Origin of the sequence: Escherichia sp. GZ89, assembly GCF_019366485.1 — a bacterium.
Classification (GTDB): Bacteria; Pseudomonadota; Gammaproteobacteria; order Enterobacterales; family Enterobacteriaceae; genus Escherichia; species Escherichia fergusonii.
The window spans coordinates 615,987-637,543 of sequence record NZ_JAEOHX010000001.1; the positions used below are offsets into that span (position 1 = coordinate 615,987).

Genomic DNA, 21,557 nt, shown 5'->3' on the forward strand with positions numbered 1-21,557 from the left:
TATGCTCAAACACGCTCCAGAATCATGGCGATGCCCTGACCGACACCGATGCACATGGTGCATAATGCGTAACGACCGTTACGCCGATGCAGCTCATGACTGGCAGCCAGTGCCAGGCGGGCACCACTCATTCCCAATGGATGGCCTAAGGCGATGGCGCCTCCGTTGGGGTTAACATGTGGGGCATCATCAGGCAGCCCCAATTCGCGTAGTACACCCAACGCCTGGGCCGCGAACGCTTCATTCAGTTCAATCACGTCCATATCGTGAATACTCAGCCCCGCGCGTTCCAGCACCCGGCGAGTTGCAGGCACCGGACCAAGCCCCATAAGACGCGGCTCCACCCCGGCGGTTGCCATGGCGACGATACGCGCTCTCGGTGTCAGTCCTTGCGCTGCAGCCATCTGTTCACTGGCAATAATCAACGCAGCGGCTCCGTCATTCACCCCGGAGGCATTGCCTGCGGTGATCACTCCATTGGCACGAAACGGTGCTTTTAGCCCACCTAACTGTTCCAGCGTCGTTTCCGGGCGCAGATGCTCATCATGTTGTATTTCTGTTACAACACCTTTTTTGTTTTTCAACACAACCGGAACAATCTCCTCAGCTAAAATGCCTGAGGATTGCGCTTTTGCCGTACGTTGCTGACTGCGTAGCGCAAAGCTATCTTGATCTTCTCGCGAGATTTTTAACAGTTCAGCTACATTCTCTGCCGTTTCCGGCATGCTGTCAGTTCCAAATTGCTGAGCCATGAGCGGGTTCACAAATCGCCAGCCAATAGTGGTATCAAACATCTCAGCCTGACGAGAAAATGCACTGGCTGCCTTGCCCATAACAAACGGTGCCCGTGACATTGACTCCACGCCACCGGCGATCAGTAAATCGCCATCGCCCGCTTTAATCGCCCGTGCGGCGAACCCCAGCGCGTCCAGCCCGGAACCACACAAGCGATTAATGGTAGTGCCGGAAACACTCTGCGGCAGCCCCGCCAGTAAAGTCGCCATCCGTGCTACGTTACGGTTATCTTCTCCCGCCTGATTAGCACAGCCGAGGATCACATCATCGATACACTCCGCATCGAGACGCGGGTTTCGCACCAGCAACTCCCGCAAAGGGATAGCTGCCAGATCGTCAGCCCGAACACCAGATAATGCCCCGCCGTAGCGACCAATTGGCGTTCGAATTCCGTCACAGATAAAGGCTTCACGCATCAGGCTTCTCCTGTAATGGTGCCGCCGATGCGGTGAGATTTACCGCGAAACAGCGCAACCGTTTTTTGTTGTTGGTTAACAATTTCGATGTCGTAAACACCGGTTTGCTTGCCCTGATGACGTACCTGCGCAGTGGCAGTTAAGGTGTCTCCGGCAAAGCCTGGACGTAAAAAATCAATCGTGCAGGCAGAAGCGACGGCTGCCAGCCCCTGACTATTGCAGGCGTAGGCAAAGGCAGTATCAGCCAGTGAAAATAGCTGCCCTCCATGGCAACTTTGGTGACCATTAAGCATTTGTGCAGTAACGGTCATGGTCACTACAGCAAAGCCTTCATCCATTGAGATAATGTCGATGCCAAGTGCTTTGGCGCAGGCATCGTTCTCATACATTGCATGGGCATTTTGCCAGGCCTTATGACTCATAACCGCTCTCCAGAAGCGCCCGCTGGCGCAGCAATGAACATGGACGATAACGTTCTTCGCCATAGTGATGTTGTAGGTTTTCCAGGAGCCTTAATATTCGCTGCCAGCCAAGTTGCGCTCCCCAGGCAAGCGGGCCATATGGATAATTCACCCCAAGACGCATGGCGGTATCGATATCCTGTTCAGAGGCCACACCTTTTTGCAGCGCATCAAGGGCTTCATTGATGATCATTGCTACCGTTCGCCAAATCAGCATTCCTGGGTAATCAGCAATTTGCAGCACTGTTTTGCCCTGCTGTTGCAGGTAATAAATGGCCTTGCGAGTCGCTGAGTCCGGGTTCACCGCTGCCGCAGCAATGGTCACCACCTTGCCCGTCATTTTGTCTACCACGACCACCGGGCGTGCCAGTCGTGTTGCCAGCGCCTGTGCCGTCTCGCCTTGTGTCTCAATCAATAAAACATCGTCAATTTCCGTGACACCGTCACTTTTATTTTCTACTTTCATTGGACTAAAACTGTCGCTTACCGCTTCCAGGCCAACAACTTCCTCACGCTCCGCACGCCAGTCATACACGCCCAGCCCACTTTTCTTGCCTAATCGTCCACCAATCACCAGTTCCTGTTGCACCAGCGAAGGGAGAAAACGACGTTCCTGCCAGAAAGCGTTAAACACCGAGCAGGTGACAGCAAAATTGACGTCCTGACCAATCAGATCGGTTAATTCCAGCGGCCCCATCGGGAAACCAGCGCCATCGCGAAGCGCAGCGTCAATCACTTCTGGTGCAGCAACCTGCTCTTCCAGTGCCCGCCAGGCCTCGGAATAATAAGGACGCGCAACACGGTTAACGATAAATCCAGGGGTCGAATGACAGCGCACAGGCTGCTTACCCCAACTTAACGTCAGTTCACACAACTGCTCGACAACTTCCGCCGCCGTTGCCAGCCCACTGACCACCTCCACCAACTTCATCACCGGTGCCGGGTTAAAAAAATGCAGCCCCGCAACACGTTCAGGATTTTTCACCTCCGCAGCAATCGCGGTTATAGAGATTGAAGATGTGTTAGTGGTCAATAGCGTTTGTGGCGGGCAAACTTCCGCCAGCTGTGCAAAGAGCGCTTTTTTGACTTCCAGACGTTCAGACGCCGCTTCAATGACCAGATCCGCTGCTGCCAGCGCGTGAATATCGGTCACCGGGATCAGACGTTTCAATGTGCGTTCACAGGTTTCAGCGGTCAGTTTTCCCCGCTTCACGCGTGAATTCAGCCGCGCGTGTATTCCGTCTATTGCGCGGGTCAGCGCTTCAGCAGAAATGTCATACAGTAAAACCTGATGTCCATGACTGGCGGCAACTTCTGCAATGCCAGCCCCCATGGTGCCGCTCCCAATCACTGCCACAGTTTGCACATTTATCATCATGCTATTTCCCCGTGAACTGCGGTGAGCGTTTATCCAGGAACGCACTGACACCTTCACGATAATCTGCGCTCCGTCCGGCAAGTCGCTGATAGTCGCGTTCCAGATCCAGCTGCGTATCGAGCGTGTTAGTTTCAGCGCTATTTATCGCTTGCTTGATAAGTCCAAGACCAAATGTCGGTTGTGTCGCCAGATGCAGTGCCTGCTGTTGCGCGGTATCTGCCAGCGTTTCATCATCAACAACCTGCCAGATCATCCCCCATTCGTGCGCCTGTTCGGCACTCAGTTGATTCCCCAGCAGTGCCAGCCCCATGGCGCGCGCTCGCCCGGCAACGCGTGGCAGTAACCAGGTACCACCGCAATCGGGTACTAAACCTAATTTACTAAAGGCCATGACGAATTTTGCTGAACGGGCAGCAATAACGATATCGCACCCCAGTGCCAGTGTTGCGCCTGCCCCTGCCGCCACGCCATTGACTGCACAGATCACTGGTTTTGGCAGTTTTGCCATGCGACGTACCAGCGGGTTATAGAATCGCTCTACTGACATACCTAAATCCGGTGCGGGGCCAGTGGGATCAACGTTACGATCGTTGAGATCCTGACCAGCACAAAATCCACGTCCGGCACCTGTAATTAACAGGCAACGGATAGTGTCGTCGCGCTCCGCCTGTTTCAGGCACTCTGCCAGTTGTGCGTGCATCTCATCATTAAAACTGTTCAGGCGTTCCGGGCGGTTGAGCGTTAGTGTCATCACGCCCTTTTCTATATGACTGAGGATGAATTCCATCATTAGCGTCCTTTAAAGTCGGGCGTGCGTTTTTGTAAGAAAGCGGAGATGCCTTCATGACGATCTTCTGTTGCCGCCAGCAAGGTGAATAACTGTCGCTCCTGGGCAAGTCCGGCTTGCAGAGCCACTTCCTGCGACTGGCGCAGCGCTTGCTTTGCCGCTTGTAAGGCCAGCGGCGAGTGACGTGCCATTTTCGATGCCAGCTGTAAGGCATATTCGAGAGTTAAATCGCTGGGAAAGACGTCGCTAACCAGCCCGGCCTGCTGTGCTTGCTGAGCGGTGATGCTTTCTCCGCCCAGCACCATTTTGCTGGCTAACGATTTACCGACACTACGAATTAAACGTTGCGTTCCGCCTGCACCAGGCATGATGCCGAGAGTGATTTCCGGCAACCCAAAACGCGCGTTCTCTCCGGCAACCACCACATCGCACAACAATGCCAGTTCGCAGCCCGCACCAAGCGCGTAACCGTTGACAGCTGCGATGAGTGGTTTGTTAAAGGCCTGCAATCTCGCCCATAGCTGCGGGCGTGTATCGTTTAAGGTGGCCGCGAGATCTTTTTCTGCCATTTCGTTGAGATCGGCCCCGGCGGCAAAAAAGCGTGCATTACCAGTAATCACACAGACCGAAATGCTGGTATCGGTAGCCGCAGCGTCCAGTTCATTTACCAGTTGCGTCAGCAGGGCATTATTCAGCGCATTACGTGCGGCAGGACGGTTAAGGGTCACCAACAATACTCGTTGCTGACGGCTGACGATCAGTTCGCTCATGCCATCCCCTTCGCGTCAAAGTCAACCACCACATCGCTGGTCAGCGGCAGTGCCTGGCAACTCAACACATAGCCTGCGGCCAGTTCATCCGGTTCCAGACTGTAATTGGTTTCCATCGCCACTTTGCCACGCAGCACTTTGCATTTGCAGGTCGCACAGACGCCGCCTTTGCAGGCATAGGGCAGATCAGCCCCCTGGCGCAATGCCGCGTCGAGAATGCTTTCATCGTCGGCATTAAGCACGATTTCCCGATCCCGCCCATCCTGACGCACAGTCACTTTTTGTCCGTCACTTTGCACGTTAACGTTACGTTTGACGCGCGTGCCTGGCGTATTAAACCGCTCCAGATGAATGACTTTTTCTGGCATTCCCAACGCTTTTAAGGCGGCTTCCGCGTCATCCATCATTGCAGCCGGACCACAAATAAAGGCCTCATCATAAAGACGAAAATTAATGAGCGAGGCCCCAAGTGACTGTAATTTTTCACCGTCAATACGCCCGTGAAGTAGATCACTGTCGAGGGTTTCCTGACTAAAAATGCACAACAACTGTAAACGCTGAGGATATTTGTCTTTCAGGTCTGCCAGTGCCTGGCGGAACATCATGCTCTGACTGGTACGGTTACCGTAAATCAGGGTGAACTGACTTTCAGGCTCGGTTTGTAAAGTGGTGGCGATAATCGCCAGCATTGGCGTAATACCTGATCCTGCGGCAATAGCCAGATAGCGCCCGTGGCGTTCGGCCTGCGGCTGATAGCCGAAATGTCCCTGCGGCACCATGACTTCCAGCGTCATCCCCTGACGGATGTGATCGCGGGCATAGCGGGAGAAACGTCCGCCTTCAATAGCTTTCACCGCCACACTAATTTCGCCAGGCAGGTAGCTACGGCAAATGGAGTAACAACGGCGTAATTCTTCACCATTAAGGCTGGCTTTTAAGGTCAAATGTTGACCAGGGCGAAAGCGATACGCCTCCTGCAAAGGCTGGGGCACCGCAAAGGTAATGGTCACCGCATCACGGGTTTCCGGCTCCACTTTTGCCACCGTTAAGGAATGAAACGTTGTCATGGCATCCTCAAATACATTTGAAATAATCGAAAGGTTCGCGACAGCTATCGCAGCGATACAATGCTTTGCAGGCCGTGGAACCAAATTCACTGATAAGTGTGGTATGGACGCTGGCGCAGCGCGGGCAACGCACCTCTGGCGGCAAATGGGCATGGCAACTGTGTCCGGCGGGCGGGCTAATGCCATACTGTCGCAGACGCTCACGGGCATCGGGGGTCATCCAGTCGGTGGTCCACGCCGGGTCGAGTTGCAGCACAACCTGAACGGGGGTAAACCCGTTGGTTGTCATTGCCTCACGTATCGCCCCAATCAGATGTTCCGTTGCCGGACAACCGGAATATGTCGGCGTAAAGCCGATCACCCATCCTTCTCCCATCTGTGTCACATTACGTACCATGCCCAAATCGGTAATGGTCAGCACCGGAATCTCCGGGTCCGGGATCTGGCTGAGTAGCGCCCATATCTCATGCACCTGCGGCGGTGCAATGGTGGCCAGACGTTGCATACCCATCTCCTCTGTTACCATTGCTGACCGGGCAAGACACGCTGGAGATACTGCATTTCTGCCAGCATTGGCCCAAGATGTTCGGTATGCAGCCCTTTTTTACCGCCAGTGCGATACGCCAGCTCGTGCGGCACGTTTAATGTGGCTTCGTTGATCCCGGCAAAAACTTCGGCTTCCCACGCAGCACGTAAAGTGCGTGGATCAACTGCAACACCCTCTTCACTCAGTGCAATATCAATCTCGTCGGCATCGAACAGTTCGGCGGTAAAACGCCACAACTTGTCGATGGCCTGCTGCATCTTTTGCCCTGATACGTCAGTACCATTGCCTAGTCGCTCCAGCCAGCCACGACTAAAACGCAGGTGATAACGCGCTTCTTTAATTGCTTTGGCAGAAATCGCCGCCAGTTGCGGATCACGGCTTTCCATCAGACGGGTAAAGAGCGCCACATGCCATGCATCGATGAAATACTGGCGTGCAATGGTGTCGGCAAAATTGCCATTTGGTTGTTCAACCAACAATAAGTTGCTGAACTGGCGCTCGTCTCGGGTGAATGCCAGGGTATCTTCATCACCTTCTCCCGCTAATTCAGCAGCATACGATAAGAAGTTGCGTGCCTGACCTAATAAATCGAGGCCAATGTTTGCCAGCGCGAGATCGATTTCCAGTTCCGGTGCGTGACCGCACCATTCCCCCAACCGCTGGGAGAGCACCAGGCAGTTATCGCCCAGGCGCAAGGTGTAAGCCGTTAACTGATTCATTTCCGACCTCACATGTGCTCAATGCCATCAGGGATGGTGTAAAACGTTGGATGGCGATAGACCTTGCTTTCAGCCGGATCAAAAAATTCACCACGTTCTTCCGGTTGCGAAGCAATAATTTCACTCGCCTTCACCACCCAAATTGAACATCCTTCGCTACGACGGGTGTAAGCATCACGGGCATTTTCCAGTGCCATCCGCTCATCGGCAGCATGTAAACTGCCAACATGGCGGTGTGATAAGCCCTGTTTGCCACGCACGAAAACTTCGTATAACGGCCAGTAAACATTACTCATTTTGAATCTCCTTATGCGACCTTACAGGCATGTTGTTTTTGTGCATGGGCCAGCGCTGCTTCCCGTACCCAGGTACCTTCTTCCCAGGCTTTACGTTTGGCGTCGAGCCGCTCCTGATTACAAATTCCGCGACCGTTAATGACTTCGTTAAACTCCTGCCAGTCGATCTCACCAAAGCGGTAGTGACCGCTTTCAGCATCAAAATGCAGATCCGGGTCAGGAACGGTCATACCGAGCATTTCAACCTGTGGAACGGTGTTATCCACGAAACGCTGGCGGAGTTCGTCATTGGTGAAACGTTTGATTTTCCAGGCGAGACTTCTGGCGCTGTTTGGCGAGTTATCATCGTTTGGCCCGAACATCATTAAGGCTGGCCACCAGAAACGGTTAATGGCGTCTTGCAACATCTGCTTTTGAGCTTCGCTGCCCTGCGCCAGTGCCATGCAGGCTTCAAATCCCTGACGCTGGTGAAAACTCTCTTCTTTGCAGATTTTCACCATTGCTCTGGCATACGGGCCATAAGATGTGCGGCATAACGCCACCTGATTGACGATCGCTGCGCCATCTACCAGCCAGCCGATAACGCCGATATCAGCCCAACTCAATGTCGGATAATTAAAGATGGAGGAATATTTCATCCGTCCGTCGAGCATTTTTTGGTAGATGTCTTCTCTGGCGCAGCCCAGTGTTTCGGCGGCGCTATAGAGATAAAGACCATGACCGGCTTCATCCTGCACTTTGGCCAACAGAATAGCTTTACGCCGCAAGGTTGGTGCGCGAGTGATCCAGTTACCCTCAGGCAACATACCAACAATTTCGGAGTGCGCATGCTGCCCAATCTGGCGGATCAGTGTTTTTCGGTAAGCATCGGGCATCCAGTCCTGCGGCTCGATAGCCGTTTCCTGGGCTATCCGTTGCTCAAAGCGTTCTTCTTGGGTCACGTCATCACCTTTACGATTCCAGTTTTCGTGATTTAATTAAAAACACGAATCAGATTGTTTTATGAAAGTTACACAATGGTTAACCGAAATCACAAATTATGTATGTTTGAACTGTGACAGATTTCGCAGCCTATTTTTACAACTCGTTATTTATCAGTGCATTAATGTTTTTCACTGTTGCTATACAGATCGCATAGTTAACATTTCGTTAAAAGACACCTTGCTTTTTATGATTCGTGATTTAACTATTAGCAACAGAAATGTGAAACATCTGGAGAGTAGCGATGCAGCAGTTAGCCAGTTTCTTATCCGGTACCTGGCAGTCTGGCCGGGGCCGTAGCCGTTTGATTCACCACGCCATCAGCGGCGAGGCGTTATGGGAAGTGACCAGTGAAGGTCTTGATATGGCGGCTGCCCGCCAGTTTGCCATTGAAAAAGGTGCCCCCGCCCTCCGCGCTATGACCTTTATCGAACGTGCGGCGATGCTTAAAGCGGTCGCTAAACATCTGCTGAGTGAAAAAGAGCGCTTCTATGCTCTTTCTGCACAGACAGGCGCAACGCGGGCAGACAGTTGGGTTGATATTGAAGGTGGCATTGGGACGTTATTTACTTACGCCAGCCTCGGTAGCCGGGAGCTGCCTGACGATACGCTGTGGCCGGAAGATGAATTGATCCCATTATCGAAAGAAGGTGGATTTGCTGCACGCCATGTACTGACCTCGAAGTCAGGCGTGGCAGTGCATATTAACGCCTTTAACTTCCCCTGCTGGGGAATGCTGGAAAAGCTGGCTCCAACGTGGCTGGGTGGGATGCCTGCCATCATCAAACCAGCCACCGCGACGGCCCAACTGACTCAGGCGATGGTGAAATCAATTGTCGATAGCGGTCTTGTTCCCGAAGGCGCAATTAGTCTGATCTGCGGTAGTGCGGGTGATCTGTTGGATCATCTGGACAGCCAGGATGTGGTGACTTTCACGGGGTCTGCGACGACCGGACAGATGCTGCGAGTTCAGCCAAATATCGTTGCCAAATCTATCCCCTTCACTATGGAAGCTGATTCCCTGAACTGCTGTGTACTGGGCGAAGATATCACCCCGGATCAACCGGAGTTTGCACTGTTTATTCGTGAAGTTGTGCGTGAGATGACCACAAAAGCCGGGCAAAAATGTACGGCAATCCGGCGGATTATTGTGCCGCAGGCATTGGTTAATGCTGTCAGTGATGCTCTGGTTGCGCGATTACAGAAAGTCGTGGTCGGTGATCCTGCGCAGGAAGGCGTGAAAATGGGCGCACTGGTAAATGCTGAGCAACGTGCCGATGTGCAGGAAAAAGTGAACACATTGCTGGCTGCAGGATGCGAGATTCGCCTCGGTGGTCATGCGGATTTATCTGCTGCGGGTGCATTCTTCCCGCCAACCTTATTGTACTGTCCGCAGCCGGACGAAACACCGGCGGTACATGCAACAGAAGCCTTTGGCCCTGTCGCAACGCTGATGCCAGCACAAAACCAGCAGCATGCTCTGCAACTGGCTTGTGCAGGCGGCGGTAGCCTTGCAGGAACGCTGGTGACGGCTGATCCGCAAATTGCGCGCCAGTTTATTGCCGAAGCGGCACGTGCGCATGGGCGAATTCAGATCCTCAATGAAGAATCGGCAAAAGAATCCACCGGGCATGGCTCCCCACTGCCACAACTGGTACATGGTGGGCCTGGTCGCGCAGGAGGCGGTGAAGAATTAGGTGGTTTACGAGCGGTAAAACATTACATGCAGCGAACCGCTGTTCAGGGTAGTCCAACGATGCTTGCCGCTATCAGTAAACAGTGGGTGCGTGGTGCGAAAGTCGAAGAAGATCGTATTCATCCGTTCCGCAAATATTTTGAGGAGCTACAACCAGGCGACAGCCTGCTGACTCCCCGCCGCACAATGACAGAGGCCGATATTGTTAACTTTGCTTGCCTCAGCGGCGATCATTTCTATGCACATATGGATAAGATTGCTGCTGCCGAATCTATTTTCGGTGAGCGTGTGGTGCATGGGTATTTTGTGCTTTCTGCGGCTGCGGGTCTGTTTGTCGATGCCGGTGTCGGTCCGGTCATTGCTAACTACGGGCTGGAAAACTTGCGCTTTATCGAGCCCGTAAAACCAGGCGATACCATCCAGGTGCGTCTCACCTGTAAGCGCAAAACACTGAAAAAACAGCGTAATGCAGAAGAAAAACCAACAGGTGTTGTGGAATGGGCGGTAGAGGTATTCAATCAGCATCAAACCCCGGTGGCGCTGTATTCAATTCTGACGCTGGTGGCCAGGCAGCACGGTGATTTTGTCGATTAATCAGTGAATGAAGGGCAACGGCGAATAGTTGCCCTTTTATTTCACTCAATCTTGTGACGTTGTCACATTATGTCTGGTGTGTACATCTTTTTTCAGGGCACCCACTGTATGAAAAGCTGGCACATCTGCCAAACAACCTGGCAGGTGCAGGCAATCCCCTTTACATCAGTACTGATAATGTGAACCTGACTAAACCGCCCACAGAGCGCGGTTGCTAACAAGAACACAACATCTGACGAGGTTAATAATGGGAAGTCCCTCTCTGTATTCTGCCCGTAAAACAGCCCTGGCGTTGGCAGTCGCCTTAAGTTTCGCCTGGCAAGCACCGGTATTTGCCCACGGTGGTGAAGCGCATATGGTGCCAATGGATGAAACGCTTAAAGAATTTGGTGCCGATGTGCAGTGGGACGACTACGCACAGATCTTTACGCTGATAAAAGATGGCGCGTACGTGAAAGTGAAGCCTGGTGCGCAAACAGCAATTGTTAACGGTCAGTCTCTGGCACTGCAAGTGCCGGTAGTGATGAAAGACAATAAAGCCTGGGTTTCTGACACCTTTATTAACGATGTTTTCCAGTCCGGGCTGGATCAAACCTTTCAGGTAGAAAAGCGCCCTCACCCACTTAATGCGCTAACTGCGAACGAAATTAAACAGGCCGTTGAAATTGTTAAAGCTTCCGCGGACTTCAAACCCAATACCCGTTTTACTGAGATCTCCCTGCTACCGCCAGATAAAGAAGCTGTCTGGGCTTTTGCGCTGGAAAACAAACCGGTTGACCAGCCACGCAAAGCCGACGTCATTATGCTCGACGGCAAACATATCATTGAAGCGGTGGTGGATCTGCAAAACAACAAACTGCTCTCCTGGCAACCAATTAAAGATGCCCACGGTATGGTGTTGCTGGATGATTTCGCCAGTGTGCAGAACATTATTAACAACAGTGAAGAATTTGCCGCTGCCGTGAAGAAGCGCGGTATTACTGATGCGAAGAAAGTGATTACCACGCCGCTGACCGTAGGTTATTTCGATGGTAAAGATGGCCTGAAACAAGATGCCCGGTTGCTCAAAGTCATCAGCTATCTTGATGTCGGTGATGGCAACTACTGGGCACATCCCATCGAAAACCTGGTGGCGGTCGTTGATTTAGAACAGAAAAAAATCGTTAAGATTGAAGAAGGTCCGGTAGTTCCGGTGCCAATGACCGCACGCCCATTTGATGGCCGTGACCGCGTTGCTCCGGCAGTTAAGCCTATGCAAATCATCGAGCCTGAAGGTAAAAATTACACCATTACTGGCGATATGATTCACTGGCGTAACTGGGATTTTCACCTCAGCATGAACTCTCGCGTCGGACCGATGATCTCCACCGTGACTTATAACGACAATGGCACCAAACGCAAAGTCATGTACGAAGGTTCTCTCGGCGGCATGATTGTGCCTTACGGTGATCCTGATATTGGCTGGTACTTTAAAGCGTATCTGGATTCTGGTGACTACGGTATGGGCACGCTAACCTCGCCAATTGCACGTGGCAAAGATGCACCCTCTAACGCTGTACTCCTCAATGAAACCATCGCCGACTACACTGGCGTGCCGATGGAGATCCCTCGCGCTATCGCGGTATTTGAACGTTATGCCGGGCCTGAGTATAAGCATCAGGAAATGGGCCAGCCCAACGTCAGTACCGAACGCCGGGAGTTGGTGGTGCGCTGGATCAGTACAGTGGGTAACTATGACTACATTTTTGATTGGATCTTCCATGAAAACGGCACTATTGGCATTGATGCCGGTGCTACGGGCATCGAAGCGGTGAAAGGTGTTAAAGCGAAAACCATGCACGATGAGACGGCGAAAGATGACACGCGCTACGGCACGCTTATCGACCACAATATCGTGGGTACTACACACCAACATATTTATAATTTCCGCCTCGATCTGGATGTAGATGGCGAAAATAACAGCCTGGTGGCGATGGACCCGGTGGTAAAACCGAATACTGCCGGTGGCCCACGCACCAGTACCATGCAAGTTAATCAGTACAACATCGGCAATGAACAGGATGCCGCGCAGAAGTTTGATCCGGGCACGATTCGTCTGTTGAGTAACCCGAACAAAGAGAACCGCATGGGCAATCCGGTTTCCTATCAAATTATTCCTTATGCAGGGGGTACTCATCCGGTAGCAAAAGGTGCCCAGTTCGCCCCGGACGAGTGGATCTATCATCGTTTAAGCTTTATGGACAAGCAGCTTTGGGTAACGCGTTACCATCCTGGCGAGCGTTTTCCGGAAGGCAAATACCCGAACCGTTCCACTCATGACACCGGTCTTGGACAATACAGTAAGGATAACGAGTCGCTGGACAACACCGACGCCGTTGTCTGGATGACCACCGGCACCACACATGTGGCCCGTGCCGAAGAGTGGCCGATTATGCCGACCGAATGGGTACATACTCTGCTTAAACCCTGGAACTTCTTTGACGAGACGCCAACGCTTGGGGCGATAAAGAAAGATAATTGATTGTTTCAGACTAAAAAAACGGCACCTGGTGCCGTTTTTTACTTATGAGCGAACAAGATTAATACCGTACACATACCGACTTGGTTTCACACCAACCGTCCAGCCAGTCCGGGCCAAAATCACGGCCTGTTCCTGACTGCTTCATCCCACCAAACGGTAAGTTAGCGTCAATTAAGGTATGGCTGTTTACCCACACCGTACCAGCCTGTAAACGATCGCTATATTCCAGAGCCTGGGTGAGATTTTGCGTCCAGACGCTGGCAGTTAAGCCATATTCCGTGTCGTTTGCCAGTTGTAACGCCTCTTCTCCATCCGCTACGCGCACCAGGTTAACCACAGGACCAAACACTTCTTCGCGAGTTAAGCGCAATTTAGCATCGGGATTTACCACCAGCGTTGGCGCAACATAATACCCCTCGCCGGCTGGGCCACTGGCACCGCGAATCAGTTCTGCTTTTTGTGCCTGCGCATCGTCAAGAAATGAACGCACTTTGTCGCAGTGCGCACGAGAAACCAAAGGGTTAATCTGTGCAACAGGTGACATCCCCGGTCCCACTTGCAACGATTTTACCGCCTGCTCAAATCCACTAACCAGAGTGTCAAACAACGGTGCTTCAATATAAATTCGCGAACTGGCGGCGCATACTTGCCCCTGATTCAGGAAGCTTCCGGTCATCAAGCCTTCAATAACCCATTGCGGATCAGCATCTTTTAATACAATTGCCGGGTTTTTACCGCCCAGTTCCAGCGTTACACGCGTTAAGCGATCAGCAGCAGTTCTGGCAATACCTTTGCCCGTCGCGGTTGAACCGGTAAAACTGATTTTCGCGACATGAGGATGTGACGTCAGGGCCGCGCCGCATACAGCACCTGACCCGGTGACCACATTAAAAACGCCATCAGGAATACCTGCCTCGCTGGCCAGTTCCGCCACGCGCAACATAGTCAGTGGCGTGGTTTCCGATGGCTTAATCACGATTGAACAGCCTGCTGCCAGTGCTGGCATCACCTTCCACATGCCAATCATCAATGGGAAGTTCCATGGCACAATTCCCGCGACCACGCCAACCGGCTCTTTACGTGTCCAGGCCTGATAGCGCGCCCCCTGGGGTAAGGGAATCGACAAGTCCAGCGTCTTACCCGCGATTTTGGTCGTTAACCCGGCGGTATAGCGCATCCAGTTCAGCGTACAGCCCACTTCAAAAGCACGGGAAATGGCAATTGACTTGCCTTGCTCCAGGGTTTCCAGCTGTGCCAGCTCCTCACTGTGCTGCTCCACCAGATCGGCAAAACGTAGCAGGATACGTTCACGCTCTGCGGGTAATCGCCCGGCCCAGCGACGCGAGACAAAGGCCCGCCAGGCAGACATGACCGCGTTATCTACATCCGCTTCGTTGGCATCAGCAGTTGACGCAATTTCTTGCCCGGTTGCCGGATCAAAGATCGCTAACCGTTTTTCACTTTGTGCGGGGCCAGGACGACCATCAATATAAAGACCGTGTTGACGATCGAGAAACTGTTGGACCTGGCTTAATACTGCTACGTGCGGCTCTGTCATCACTTTTCCTTATTATTTACCCAGTGTGATTTCAGTGTACGCAGCGACAAGAAAAGTCACTTTTTTCGCTGTGACATTCGCTTTGTCAGCTGTGACAAGCTCCGCAAATCGTGACAATAACCGCTTATGCCTCTATGCCTGACAAGACTTATTTCCTATAGTCAGGCTCATTAGCTTCGTTTATTGCAACACAAATGCAACAATAAAAATACATTTCACAGAGCGAAAACGTGCCATGAACCCCGCAGTGGATAATGAGTTTCAGCAATGGCTTTCCCAAATCAATCAGGTATGCGGAAATTTTACCGGACGCCTGCTGACTGAGCGTTACACGGGTGTACTGGATACGCATTTTGCCAAAGGACTAAAGCTGAGTACCGTGACAACCAACGGGGTGAATTTATCCCGCACCTGGCAGGAAGTAAAAGGCAGCGACGATGCCTGGTTTTACACCGTTTTTCAGCTTAGTGGTCAGGCAATAATGGAGCAGGATGAGCGTCAGGTACAGATTGGCGCAGGCGATATTACGTTACTCGATGCCTCACGCCCCTGTTCGCTTTACTGGCAGGAATCTTCTAAACAGATTTCATTACTTTTGCCACGCACTCTGCTGGAACAATATTTTCCCCATCAAAAACCTGTCTGTGCAGAAAGACTGGACGCTGACTTACCCATGGTGCAACTCAGTCATCGCCTGTTACAGGAGAGCATGAATAACCCGGCACTTTCTGAAACAGAAAGTGAAGCTGCGCTACAGGCGATGGTGTGTCTGCTGCGCCCGGTACTTCATCAGCGGGAATCTGTTCAACCTCGCCGTGAACGTCAGTTTCAAAAAGTGGTTACGTTGATAGACGATAATATTCGCGAAGAGATATTACGCCCGGAGTGGATAGCCGGAGAGACAGGTATGTCAGTACGTAGTTTGTACCGAATGTTTGCCGATAAAGGTTTGGTGGTCGCGCAATATATTCGTAACCGTCGTCTCGATTTTTGTGCTGATGCGATTCGTCATGCCGCAGATGATGAAAAATTGGCAGGCATTGGCTTTCATTGGGGATTTTCCGACCAGAGTTATTTTTCAACGGTATTTAAGCAACGCTTTGGGATGACGCCAGGCGAGTATCGGCGTAAATTCCGCTAACTAATTCGCGTTGCATGTACAGCAACGCGAATTAGTTAAAACAGATATTTGACTACACATTTTTCAGGGCAAAAGGCAGTTTGACCAGAGTTTTTGAATATTCACCTTGTTTCAGGAAAATAGATTAATCGCCTTCTCCTGTAGCGTTATCCCGATATCTTCTAACGCTACTAATTGTTCATGACTGTACATCCCCTCCCTGAAGGAAAACAGGCCATAAACATCAACTAACGCCAGAGCCAAAGACTTCGGTACGGTATCCTGGTGACGATAAACATCCCCGAGATAATCCAGCGCTTCGTATAATAGCGTAACCTCACTTTCTGAGAATGGGATTTTCGCTCTTACGCGAACGGGAATAGACTGTTCGCCCAATAGCTTTTCATTAACAATATTTAACGCTTTGTTTTTGTTCATTATGCACCGCAACAATTATTTTAGGTTGGCTTTATTTTCTTGTAGCAATTGTAATCAACTGTTGATAACCATCATTTTCGCACCCACTTACCGTTTATCCCTTGTACATATTCCCCCGGTTTGGCCCGAGCTACGAGCTTTTGCCCGGCGAGTTTCGCGATATCATCTACCGACACATTATTTTGCTTTGCCAGTTGTTGGTAGCTCGCTTTACGCGCAGCATTAATCTCTGTTACTAATTTCTCTGTTTCAGCATCCTTTTTCAGCGCAACCAGATAACCATAAAATGTTTCACCTGCCCGCCCCTGAGTTCTGGCTTCATCCAGAGTCAATGCCATTACATTGCTGCTTACCAGTCCAATAAGAAACGCACAAAGAAGTAATGTTTTCTTCATCATCGCCTCAGAAAAGATCGCTACGGGTTTTAAGCAAGTCTTCAACATCTTTGTCTGCCTTGATGATGATCTCATGCTCAATTTTAACGTTCATATTGATAGTGATCGGTTCCTTGGGCGCAGCGACTTCAATACGCGGAGTGCAGGCAACCAGCAGAAAAGACGACGTCAACGCAGCAAGTAATATTTTCATTGTTTTTCCTCACACTCTTTTCCTTGTGGACAGTCATTTACAGGTAGATGCGCGTTCTGCTCCAGCCATGTCTGGAGATTATCGCCGAAGCGTAAACTACGCCACAGCGTAAAAATATTCTCTTCATGGTTGTAATTGAGATTTACCGTGCCTGTTTTGCCATCGACCCGACTGTTACCAGTAATGGTTGCCTGCATCGTTAACACACCCAAATTATCTAAGTTAATTTTTGTCGATGACCGGCTAATTTCCATATAACGTAGCCAGTTGATCGCTGAACCTGCCGTCATATTGTCTTTTACCACCGCATCTGCGGTGTCTTTATCCAGTCGCAATGTCATCGGCCCGCTATTCGCCAGCCAGCCATCTTTCACAATCCATTTTTCATTGTTCAGCCATAACGGCAATGCACCACTAAATGCCCCGGACATAGCGAATTGTTTCGGATTGACGGCGCTAACCAACTCGCTGGATGAGAGGTTATTCAACCGCAGCAACGCCGGATCATGCTGCGGCATCCGTAATTGTTTCATCAGCACGTTACCGCCTAACACATCGACGCTAACATCGGTCAACAGCAATGGTTCTTCTTCAGTCCACGGATAGCGCCCTTGCAAATCAGCCGTAATATTTTTCGCTGTCACCAGATTAATCACTTCGGCAATTCGCAACGTAACGGGGCCGCGAGTCCCCATATGCCAGGCACCATCGCCAAAGCGGAACGGCAAAACAAAATCAACACCGTTGACTTTGTTATCTGGCATCCAGGCGCTACCGTCTTTCAACACACCATGACCACCCGCACGAAATCCTTGATCAGGGGCAGCAGAAAACGCCACCTGGGCATACAACTCCCCATCGCGCAGTTTCATCTTCCAGTCTGGCGGCACTAATGGCTGGAACACAGTTAGCGATTGCTTTGGCCACCATGCGTTACCGCGAAGGCGAATACCATCCCAGCGACCATTTACCCGTACCGGGCCAATAGCGCCGGCATGTAAATCACCTTTAAAGAGAAAATAAGTTGGCTCGCGTCCTTCAACACTGAATTTTAAGGTTGATGGCGGCAATACACTGCCACCCGTGAAAAGCGTCTGTCCGGCATCCAGTGAGAGTGCGCCACTAAACGAAGGATTCTGCACATCACGTACCCAAACGACGGGTTTGTCGAGAATCAGTCGTGGGCTTTCAACCTTCATGGTGCCGTATTGCAGTTGATCGAAGCCGGTAGAAAGATCATTCAAAGTGATAGTGTTGTCATGCCATTCCCCTTTACCAGCGACATCCCAACGCGCATTCATTGGCGTAAAACGACCATTGCCCCAGTAACGCCACTGCCAGCGCCCGGCATCTGGAAGGAAATCGTTGGCCAGGCCATCCATGTGTAACACGAAATCGCCCAATTCATTCTCATGGGCCTGCAATATGGCTTGCAATCGTCCATCCACCCCGCGTTGCGTAACTTTCACACCTGCCAGGGGCCAGCGAATTTCGTCGATATCCAGAGAATCAATCAAACGACCACGCGAACGCAGCAATGCACCAGGTTCAAAGGCCAGTGCCGGATCACTGAGACTACCAGTAAGTTTCGCAGGTAAACGGGCATAGAAAATAAGATTGCCTTGCTTCGCTTCCCCGGTCAGTTGCATGGGCATTACACTATTATCCATACTCAATTTACCTGGGCCGAAGTTCAGCACTGCGTTTCCCTTACCCGCTTCACCTTGTGTAAGAACATTTATTCGTCCACTGATCAGCGCGTTTTCCAGTCCCTGCTGCCAGTTATCAATTTTAATGCCCATGCGACCACTCAGTGGGAAGCCCTGATACGGCCAGTTCCAGCGACCATCACTGATAGTGAATTGTTCGTGGGTAATCAGCCAGGGAAGATCAAGCAGCGGATCGGCATTATCACGCGCCATAACAATGAGTTGCCCGGTATTCTCACGCCACTCCAGTTCTGCATCTACCAGTGAGGGTTCTTGTGGCAAGTTCAGTGTGGCGACAGCTCGTCCTTTCACTGGAAGCCCGTCCGGTACAAGAGGCATGGTGAATTCCCCCACCAGTTTGACTGGCGGCAGGTTCTCGAAGGCATCGATAGCAAATTCACTGATTGTCAGGGTTTGCCCTTGTAATCGCCCCTGAATATTGACCTTGTCTCCCTGATAACGCAGTTGTTGAATGGCGGGAGTCAGGGAAAGAGAGAGTTTTCCCTGCCAGGTTTGCCATGGCGAAAGCACCAGTTTGTCGATAGTGATCGAGGTATTAGGTAACATTGCTTGCCACTGAGCAAGCGTTGTTGGTGCTGCGGGCGAAGGTGCTGATTCCGGTAGTTTAGCCAGACAGGCTGAATCAATTTCCAGAGCGCCGATCACTAATTGCCAGCGATCCGGATGTGAAAGCTCTGCGTGTTTCAGCTGCGCCAGCTGGCAATCATTAACCAGATAACGTAGATCGGGAATCGATAACCCTTTCCGGGTGATGCGTGGGCTTTCGTCCAGGGCGATACGTGTACCCACTGGCAGCCAGATACCCGCCAGTGTGGGAACCCACAAGCCGAGCGTCATCAGCAGCGTCAGCGGCAGTAGAATGATCAGTAAAACAAGCGCCACCAGGGCTTTATATTTACCCTTCATGGGTAGTTAATATCCTGATTTAGCGAAAATTTAGCCAGTAAAGGCGCGTATTGTGGCATGTTTGCCCGTTCAGTTGAAGGTTACGCCTACAATTAGCATAGATGACACTGCAAAGGTTAATAACGCCATAGCTTTCAATTATTTTTTAGATTTTGTAAAATAATTTTAAGACAATGTTTGTGATTTAAACATCACTGGAGAAAGCCTTATGAAACTCGCTGTATATAGCACGAAACAGTACGATAAAAAGTATCTGCAACAGGTTAATGAGCACTTTGGCTTTGAACTCGAATTTTTTGATTTTCTGCTGACTGAAAAAACGGCAAAAACTGCCAACGGCTGTGAAGCCGTGTGTATTTTCGTAAATGACGATGGCAGTCGTCCGGTACTGGAAGAACTAAAAAAGCACGGCGTGAAATATATAGCTCTGCGTTGTGCTGGCTTTAATAACGTTGATCTCGACGCAGCAAAAGAGCTGGGGCTAAAAGTAGTGCGCGTTCCGGCTTATGACCCGGAAGCTGTTGCTGAACACGCCATTGGTATGATGATGACGCTGAACCGTCGTATTCATCGTGCGTATCAACGTACTCGTGACGCCAACTTTTCTCTTGAAGGACTGACTGGTTTTACCATGTACGGTAAAACAGCAGGTGTTATCGGCACCGGGAAAATCGGTGTGGCAATGCTGCGTATTCTGAAAGGTTTCGGTATGCGCTTGCTGGCATTTGATCCTTATCCAAGTGCTGCTGCTTTGGAGCTGGGTGTGGAATATGTCGATCTGCCGACGCTGTTCGCTGAATCGGACGTTATCTCCCTGCACTGCCCGTTAACACCAGAAAACTATCACCTGCTTAACCATGCAGCGTTTGAGCAGATGAAAGACGGTGTGATGATTATTAATACCAGTCGTGGGGCATTAATCGACTCGCAGGCTGCGATTGATGCACTGAAAAATCAGAAAATTGGTTCGCTGGGTATGGATGTCTATGAAAACGAAAGGGATCTGTTCTTTGAAGACAAATCTAATGATGTTATTCAGGATGACGTCTTCCGTCGTTTGTCTGCCTGTCATAACGTGCTGTTTACCGGGCACCAGGCATTTCTGACCGCAGAAGCATTAACCAGTATTTCTGAAACCACACTGAGCAATCTCAGCCAACTGGTGAAGGGCGAAACCTGCCCTAATGAACTAGTGTAATCTTATCGCTCCCCACCTGTGGGGAGCATTTTCAGATAACCCCTGAAGACAATTTTTACCACATCATTACGATATCGCTTTTACTGTTCCAGAGAATAAACATGAGAAAGTTCGTCGCGCTGATTGCGCTGAGTCTGCTTACAGCAGGTTGTGTAAGTAACGGGAAAATGTTCGTCAACCGTGATCAATTACAGCATCACCGTTTTGTACTGGAAAGCGTTAATGGCAAACCCGTTACTGGAGAAACCACCCAACCGGAATTGAGCTTTGGGGAAAACATGACGGTAAGCGGCAGTATGTGCAACCACTTTACAGGGAAAGGTAAACTTTCTGATGGTGAACTGCGGGTTAAGGATCTGGCAATGACGCGCAAAATGTGCGCCAACCCACAGCTCAATGAACTCGACAAAACTATCAGCCAGATGCTTTCCAATGGTGCGCAAGTTGATTTAACGGCTAATCAACTGACACTGGCAACCGCAGAGCATACTCTGATGTTTAAGCTGGCAGATCTCGTGAATTAATAGCTGCCACAACTACCGGCGGCAAGCGACTGCTCACTACAACGTTTGCCGTTGGGCAATGCGCACATTCCGATAGCCGTACCGTCTAATTGACGGGCAACCGATAGGGAACCACCAATCATCGCGCAATTTGCTTCACCACTACTGGACATCGACGCCTTTAGTCCCGGCGCCACATGCGCAGCAGTTGCCTGCTGAACAGGTTCACTACTACATGCCGACAACAATAAAGCGGCACACCCCACCCATAACGCTGCTCGCATCTTCTCTTCCTCTGATATGTAAGCTAATCGACACCGCCCTAAATAATAGGCAGCGCAACCGTAGACGTCGAGAGATGAGTCAGCTATTTACACAGTTTCTTACTCATTTTTGATCGTCTTGTGCTGCTGCGCAGTTTTTATTCACTCCGCCCGCCGCAAAAAGTCGTTTTCTGTAATTAATGATCGAAAAGATAAGCGATACTC

21 protein-coding genes are annotated in these 21,557 nt (G+C 50.9%); 5 read left to right on the forward strand and 16 right to left on the reverse strand.

The window, feature by feature from the left end:
* Positions 1-5 precede the first annotated feature (5 nt).
* From paaJ to paaA, 10 genes are read right to left on the reverse strand one after another with little or no spacing between them, the layout of a single operon-like run.
* Positions 6-1,211: a bifunctional 3-oxoadipyl-CoA/3-oxo-5,6-dehydrosuberyl-CoA thiolase gene (gene paaJ / locus K0335_RS02990; protein ID WP_001206182.1), complete on the reverse strand. Its 1,206-nt coding sequence runs from the start codon at positions 1,209-1,211 to the stop codon at positions 6-8.
* Positions 1,211-1,633 (reverse strand): hydroxyphenylacetyl-CoA thioesterase PaaI, encoded by a 423-nt coding sequence (gene paaI, locus K0335_RS02995; RefSeq protein WP_000018413.1) that lies wholly within the window; start codon positions 1,631-1,633, stop codon positions 1,211-1,213. The genes paaJ and paaI overlap by 1 nt, the downstream gene beginning before the upstream one ends.
* Positions 1,623-3,050, reverse strand: coding sequence for a 3-hydroxyacyl-CoA dehydrogenase PaaH (gene paaH, locus K0335_RS03000; protein WP_000973356.1), 1,428 nt, complete (start codon positions 3,048-3,050; stop codon positions 1,623-1,625). The genes paaI and paaH overlap by 11 nt, the downstream gene beginning before the upstream one ends.
* A 1-nt stretch (position 3,051) precedes the next feature.
* On the reverse strand, positions 3,052-3,840 hold the full coding sequence (paaG, locus tag K0335_RS03005) for a 2-(1,2-epoxy-1,2-dihydrophenyl)acetyl-CoA isomerase PaaG (protein ID WP_104919784.1): 789 nt from the start codon (positions 3,838-3,840) through the stop codon (positions 3,052-3,054).
* Positions 3,840-4,607, reverse strand: a complete 768-nt coding sequence (gene paaF / locus K0335_RS03010) for a 2,3-dehydroadipyl-CoA hydratase PaaF (protein ID WP_046077608.1) — start codon at positions 4,605-4,607, stop codon at positions 3,840-3,842. Before paaF ends, paaG begins: the two co-directional genes overlap by 1 nt.
* Positions 4,604-5,674, reverse strand: a complete 1,071-nt coding sequence (gene paaE / locus K0335_RS03015; RefSeq protein WP_000206381.1) for a 1,2-phenylacetyl-CoA epoxidase subunit PaaE — start codon at positions 5,672-5,674, stop codon at positions 4,604-4,606. The genes paaF and paaE overlap by 4 nt, the downstream gene beginning before the upstream one ends.
* Positions 5,675-5,681: 7 nt before the next feature.
* A complete protein-coding gene (gene paaD, locus K0335_RS03020) occupies positions 5,682-6,179 on the reverse strand; it encodes a 1,2-phenylacetyl-CoA epoxidase subunit PaaD (protein ID WP_001189203.1) in 498 nt (165 codons plus the stop codon).
* Positions 6,180-6,193: 14 nt separating this feature from the next.
* Entirely contained in the window at positions 6,194-6,940 is a 747-nt protein-coding gene (gene paaC, locus K0335_RS03025; RefSeq protein ID WP_001072834.1) for a 1,2-phenylacetyl-CoA epoxidase subunit PaaC, read from the reverse strand.
* An 8-nt stretch (positions 6,941-6,948) separates the two neighbouring features.
* A complete protein-coding gene (paaB, locus tag K0335_RS03030; RefSeq protein WP_000073391.1) occupies positions 6,949-7,236 on the reverse strand; it encodes a 1,2-phenylacetyl-CoA epoxidase subunit PaaB in 288 nt (95 codons plus the stop codon).
* An 11-nt stretch (positions 7,237-7,247) separates the two neighbouring features.
* Positions 7,248-8,177, reverse strand: a complete 930-nt coding sequence (paaA, locus tag K0335_RS03035; RefSeq protein ID WP_000191069.1) for a 1,2-phenylacetyl-CoA epoxidase subunit PaaA — start codon at positions 8,175-8,177, stop codon at positions 7,248-7,250.
* A 284-nt stretch (positions 8,178-8,461) separates the two neighbouring features.
* Between paaA and paaZ the strand changes: the two genes are divergently transcribed.
* On the forward strand, positions 8,462-10,507 hold the full coding sequence (gene paaZ, locus K0335_RS03040; protein WP_001186492.1) for a phenylacetic acid degradation bifunctional protein PaaZ: 2,046 nt from the start codon (positions 8,462-8,464) through the stop codon (positions 10,505-10,507).
* Between the two features lie 247 nt (positions 10,508-10,754).
* On the forward strand, positions 10,755-13,028 hold the full coding sequence (gene tynA, locus K0335_RS03045) for a primary-amine oxidase (RefSeq protein WP_000535434.1): 2,274 nt from the start codon (positions 10,755-10,757) through the stop codon (positions 13,026-13,028).
* Between the two features lie 58 nt (positions 13,029-13,086).
* On the opposite strand, the gene feaB is transcribed toward tynA, so the two are convergent.
* Entirely contained in the window at positions 13,087-14,586 is a 1,500-nt protein-coding gene (gene feaB, locus K0335_RS03050; RefSeq protein ID WP_000138624.1) for a phenylacetaldehyde dehydrogenase, read from the reverse strand.
* Positions 14,587-14,821: 235 nt separating this feature from the next.
* On the opposite strand from feaB, the gene feaR reads away from it, so the two are divergent.
* On the forward strand, positions 14,822-15,727 hold the full coding sequence (feaR, locus tag K0335_RS03055; protein ID WP_219393721.1) for a transcriptional regulator FeaR: 906 nt from the start codon (positions 14,822-14,824) through the stop codon (positions 15,725-15,727).
* A 111-nt stretch (positions 15,728-15,838) separates the two neighbouring features.
* Here feaR and K0335_RS03060 read toward each other — a convergent pair whose 3' ends face one another.
* The 4 genes from K0335_RS03060 to K0335_RS03075 all read right to left on the reverse strand — a co-directional run bounded on the left by K0335_RS03060 (position 15,839) and on the right by K0335_RS03075 (position 19,368).
* Positions 15,839-16,144: a hypothetical protein gene (locus K0335_RS03060; RefSeq protein WP_001038881.1), complete on the reverse strand. Its 306-nt coding sequence runs from the start codon at positions 16,142-16,144 to the stop codon at positions 15,839-15,841.
* 71 nt (positions 16,145-16,215) lie between these two features.
* Positions 16,216-16,542 (reverse strand): YdbL family protein, encoded by a 327-nt coding sequence (locus K0335_RS03065; protein ID WP_002432189.1) that lies wholly within the window; start codon positions 16,540-16,542, stop codon positions 16,216-16,218.
* Between the two features lie 4 nt (positions 16,543-16,546).
* On the reverse strand, positions 16,547-16,732 hold the full coding sequence (locus K0335_RS03070; protein WP_000698138.1) for a YnbE family lipoprotein: 186 nt from the start codon (positions 16,730-16,732) through the stop codon (positions 16,547-16,549).
* The gene (locus tag K0335_RS03075; protein ID WP_000677046.1) at positions 16,729-19,368 is read right to left on the reverse strand and encodes a YdbH family protein; all 2,640 of its coding nucleotides are present in this window, start codon (positions 19,366-19,368) and stop codon (positions 16,729-16,731) included. Before K0335_RS03075 ends, K0335_RS03070 begins: the two co-directional genes overlap by 4 nt.
* A gap of 208 nt (positions 19,369-19,576) precedes the next feature.
* Here K0335_RS03075 and ldhA point away from each other — a divergent pair, with 208 nt between their 5' ends.
* Both ldhA and hslJ read left to right on the forward strand, forming a co-directional pair.
* On the forward strand, positions 19,577-20,566 hold the full coding sequence (ldhA, locus tag K0335_RS03080; RefSeq protein WP_000762216.1) for a D-lactate dehydrogenase: 990 nt from the start codon (positions 19,577-19,579) through the stop codon (positions 20,564-20,566).
* A 101-nt stretch (positions 20,567-20,667) separates the two neighbouring features.
* Positions 20,668-21,090: a heat shock protein HslJ gene (gene hslJ, locus K0335_RS03085; protein ID WP_001225220.1), complete on the forward strand. Its 423-nt coding sequence runs from the start codon at positions 20,668-20,670 to the stop codon at positions 21,088-21,090.
* Here the strand turns inward: hslJ and K0335_RS03090 are convergent.
* On the reverse strand, positions 21,087-21,353 hold the full coding sequence (locus K0335_RS03090) for a DUF333 domain-containing protein (RefSeq protein WP_001200698.1): 267 nt from the start codon (positions 21,351-21,353) through the stop codon (positions 21,087-21,089). The genes hslJ and K0335_RS03090 overlap by 4 nt on opposite strands.
* Positions 21,354-21,557: the final 204 nt, after the last annotated feature.

Excerpts from the sequence above, each read along its gene's own strand:
- paaJ (WP_001206182.1), bottom strand. The coding sequence starts at position 1,211 with ATGCGTGAAGCCTTTATCTGTGACGGAATTCGAACGCCAATTGGTCGC.
- paaI (WP_000018413.1), bottom strand. The coding sequence starts at position 1,633 with ATGAGTCATAAGGCCTGGCAAAATGCCCATGCAATGTATGAGAACGAT.
- paaH (WP_000973356.1), bottom strand. The coding sequence starts at position 3,050 with ATGATGATAAATGTGCAAACTGTGGCAGTGATTGGGAGCGGCACCATG.
- paaG (WP_104919784.1), bottom strand. The coding sequence starts at position 3,840 with ATGATGGAATTCATCCTCAGTCATATAGAAAAGGGCGTGATGACACTA.
- paaF (WP_046077608.1), bottom strand. The coding sequence starts at position 4,607 with ATGAGCGAACTGATCGTCAGCCGTCAGCAACGAGTATTGTTGGTGACC.
- paaE (WP_000206381.1), bottom strand. The coding sequence starts at position 5,674 with ATGACAACGTTTCATTCCTTAACGGTGGCAAAAGTGGAGCCGGAAACC.
- paaD (WP_001189203.1), bottom strand. The coding sequence starts at position 6,179 with ATGCAACGTCTGGCCACCATTGCACCGCCGCAGGTGCATGAGATATGG.
- paaC (WP_001072834.1), bottom strand. The coding sequence starts at position 6,940 with ATGAATCAGTTAACGGCTTACACCTTGCGCCTGGGCGATAACTGCCTG.
- paaB (WP_000073391.1), bottom strand. The coding sequence starts at position 7,236 with ATGAGTAATGTTTACTGGCCGTTATACGAAGTTTTCGTGCGTGGCAAA.
- paaZ (WP_001186492.1), top strand. The coding sequence starts at position 8,462 with ATGCAGCAGTTAGCCAGTTTCTTATCCGGTACCTGGCAGTCTGGCCGG.
- tynA (WP_000535434.1), top strand. The coding sequence starts at position 10,755 with ATGGGAAGTCCCTCTCTGTATTCTGCCCGTAAAACAGCCCTGGCGTTG.
- feaB (WP_000138624.1), bottom strand. The coding sequence starts at position 14,586 with ATGACAGAGCCGCACGTAGCAGTATTAAGCCAGGTCCAACAGTTTCTC.
- feaR (WP_219393721.1), top strand. The coding sequence starts at position 14,822 with ATGAACCCCGCAGTGGATAATGAGTTTCAGCAATGGCTTTCCCAAATC.
- K0335_RS03060 (WP_001038881.1), bottom strand. The coding sequence starts at position 16,144 with ATGAACAAAAACAAAGCGTTAAATATTGTTAATGAAAAGCTATTGGGC.
- K0335_RS03065 (WP_002432189.1), bottom strand. The coding sequence starts at position 16,542 with ATGATGAAGAAAACATTACTTCTTTGTGCGTTTCTTATTGGACTGGTA.
- K0335_RS03070 (WP_000698138.1), bottom strand. The coding sequence starts at position 16,732 with ATGAAAATATTACTTGCTGCGTTGACGTCGTCTTTTCTGCTGGTTGCC.
- K0335_RS03075 (WP_000677046.1), bottom strand. The coding sequence starts at position 19,368 with ATGAAGGGTAAATATAAAGCCCTGGTGGCGCTTGTTTTACTGATCATT.
- ldhA (WP_000762216.1), top strand. The coding sequence starts at position 19,577 with ATGAAACTCGCTGTATATAGCACGAAACAGTACGATAAAAAGTATCTG.
- hslJ (WP_001225220.1), top strand. The coding sequence starts at position 20,668 with ATGAGAAAGTTCGTCGCGCTGATTGCGCTGAGTCTGCTTACAGCAGGT.
- K0335_RS03090 (WP_001200698.1), bottom strand. The coding sequence starts at position 21,353 with ATGCGAGCAGCGTTATGGGTGGGGTGTGCCGCTTTATTGTTGTCGGCA.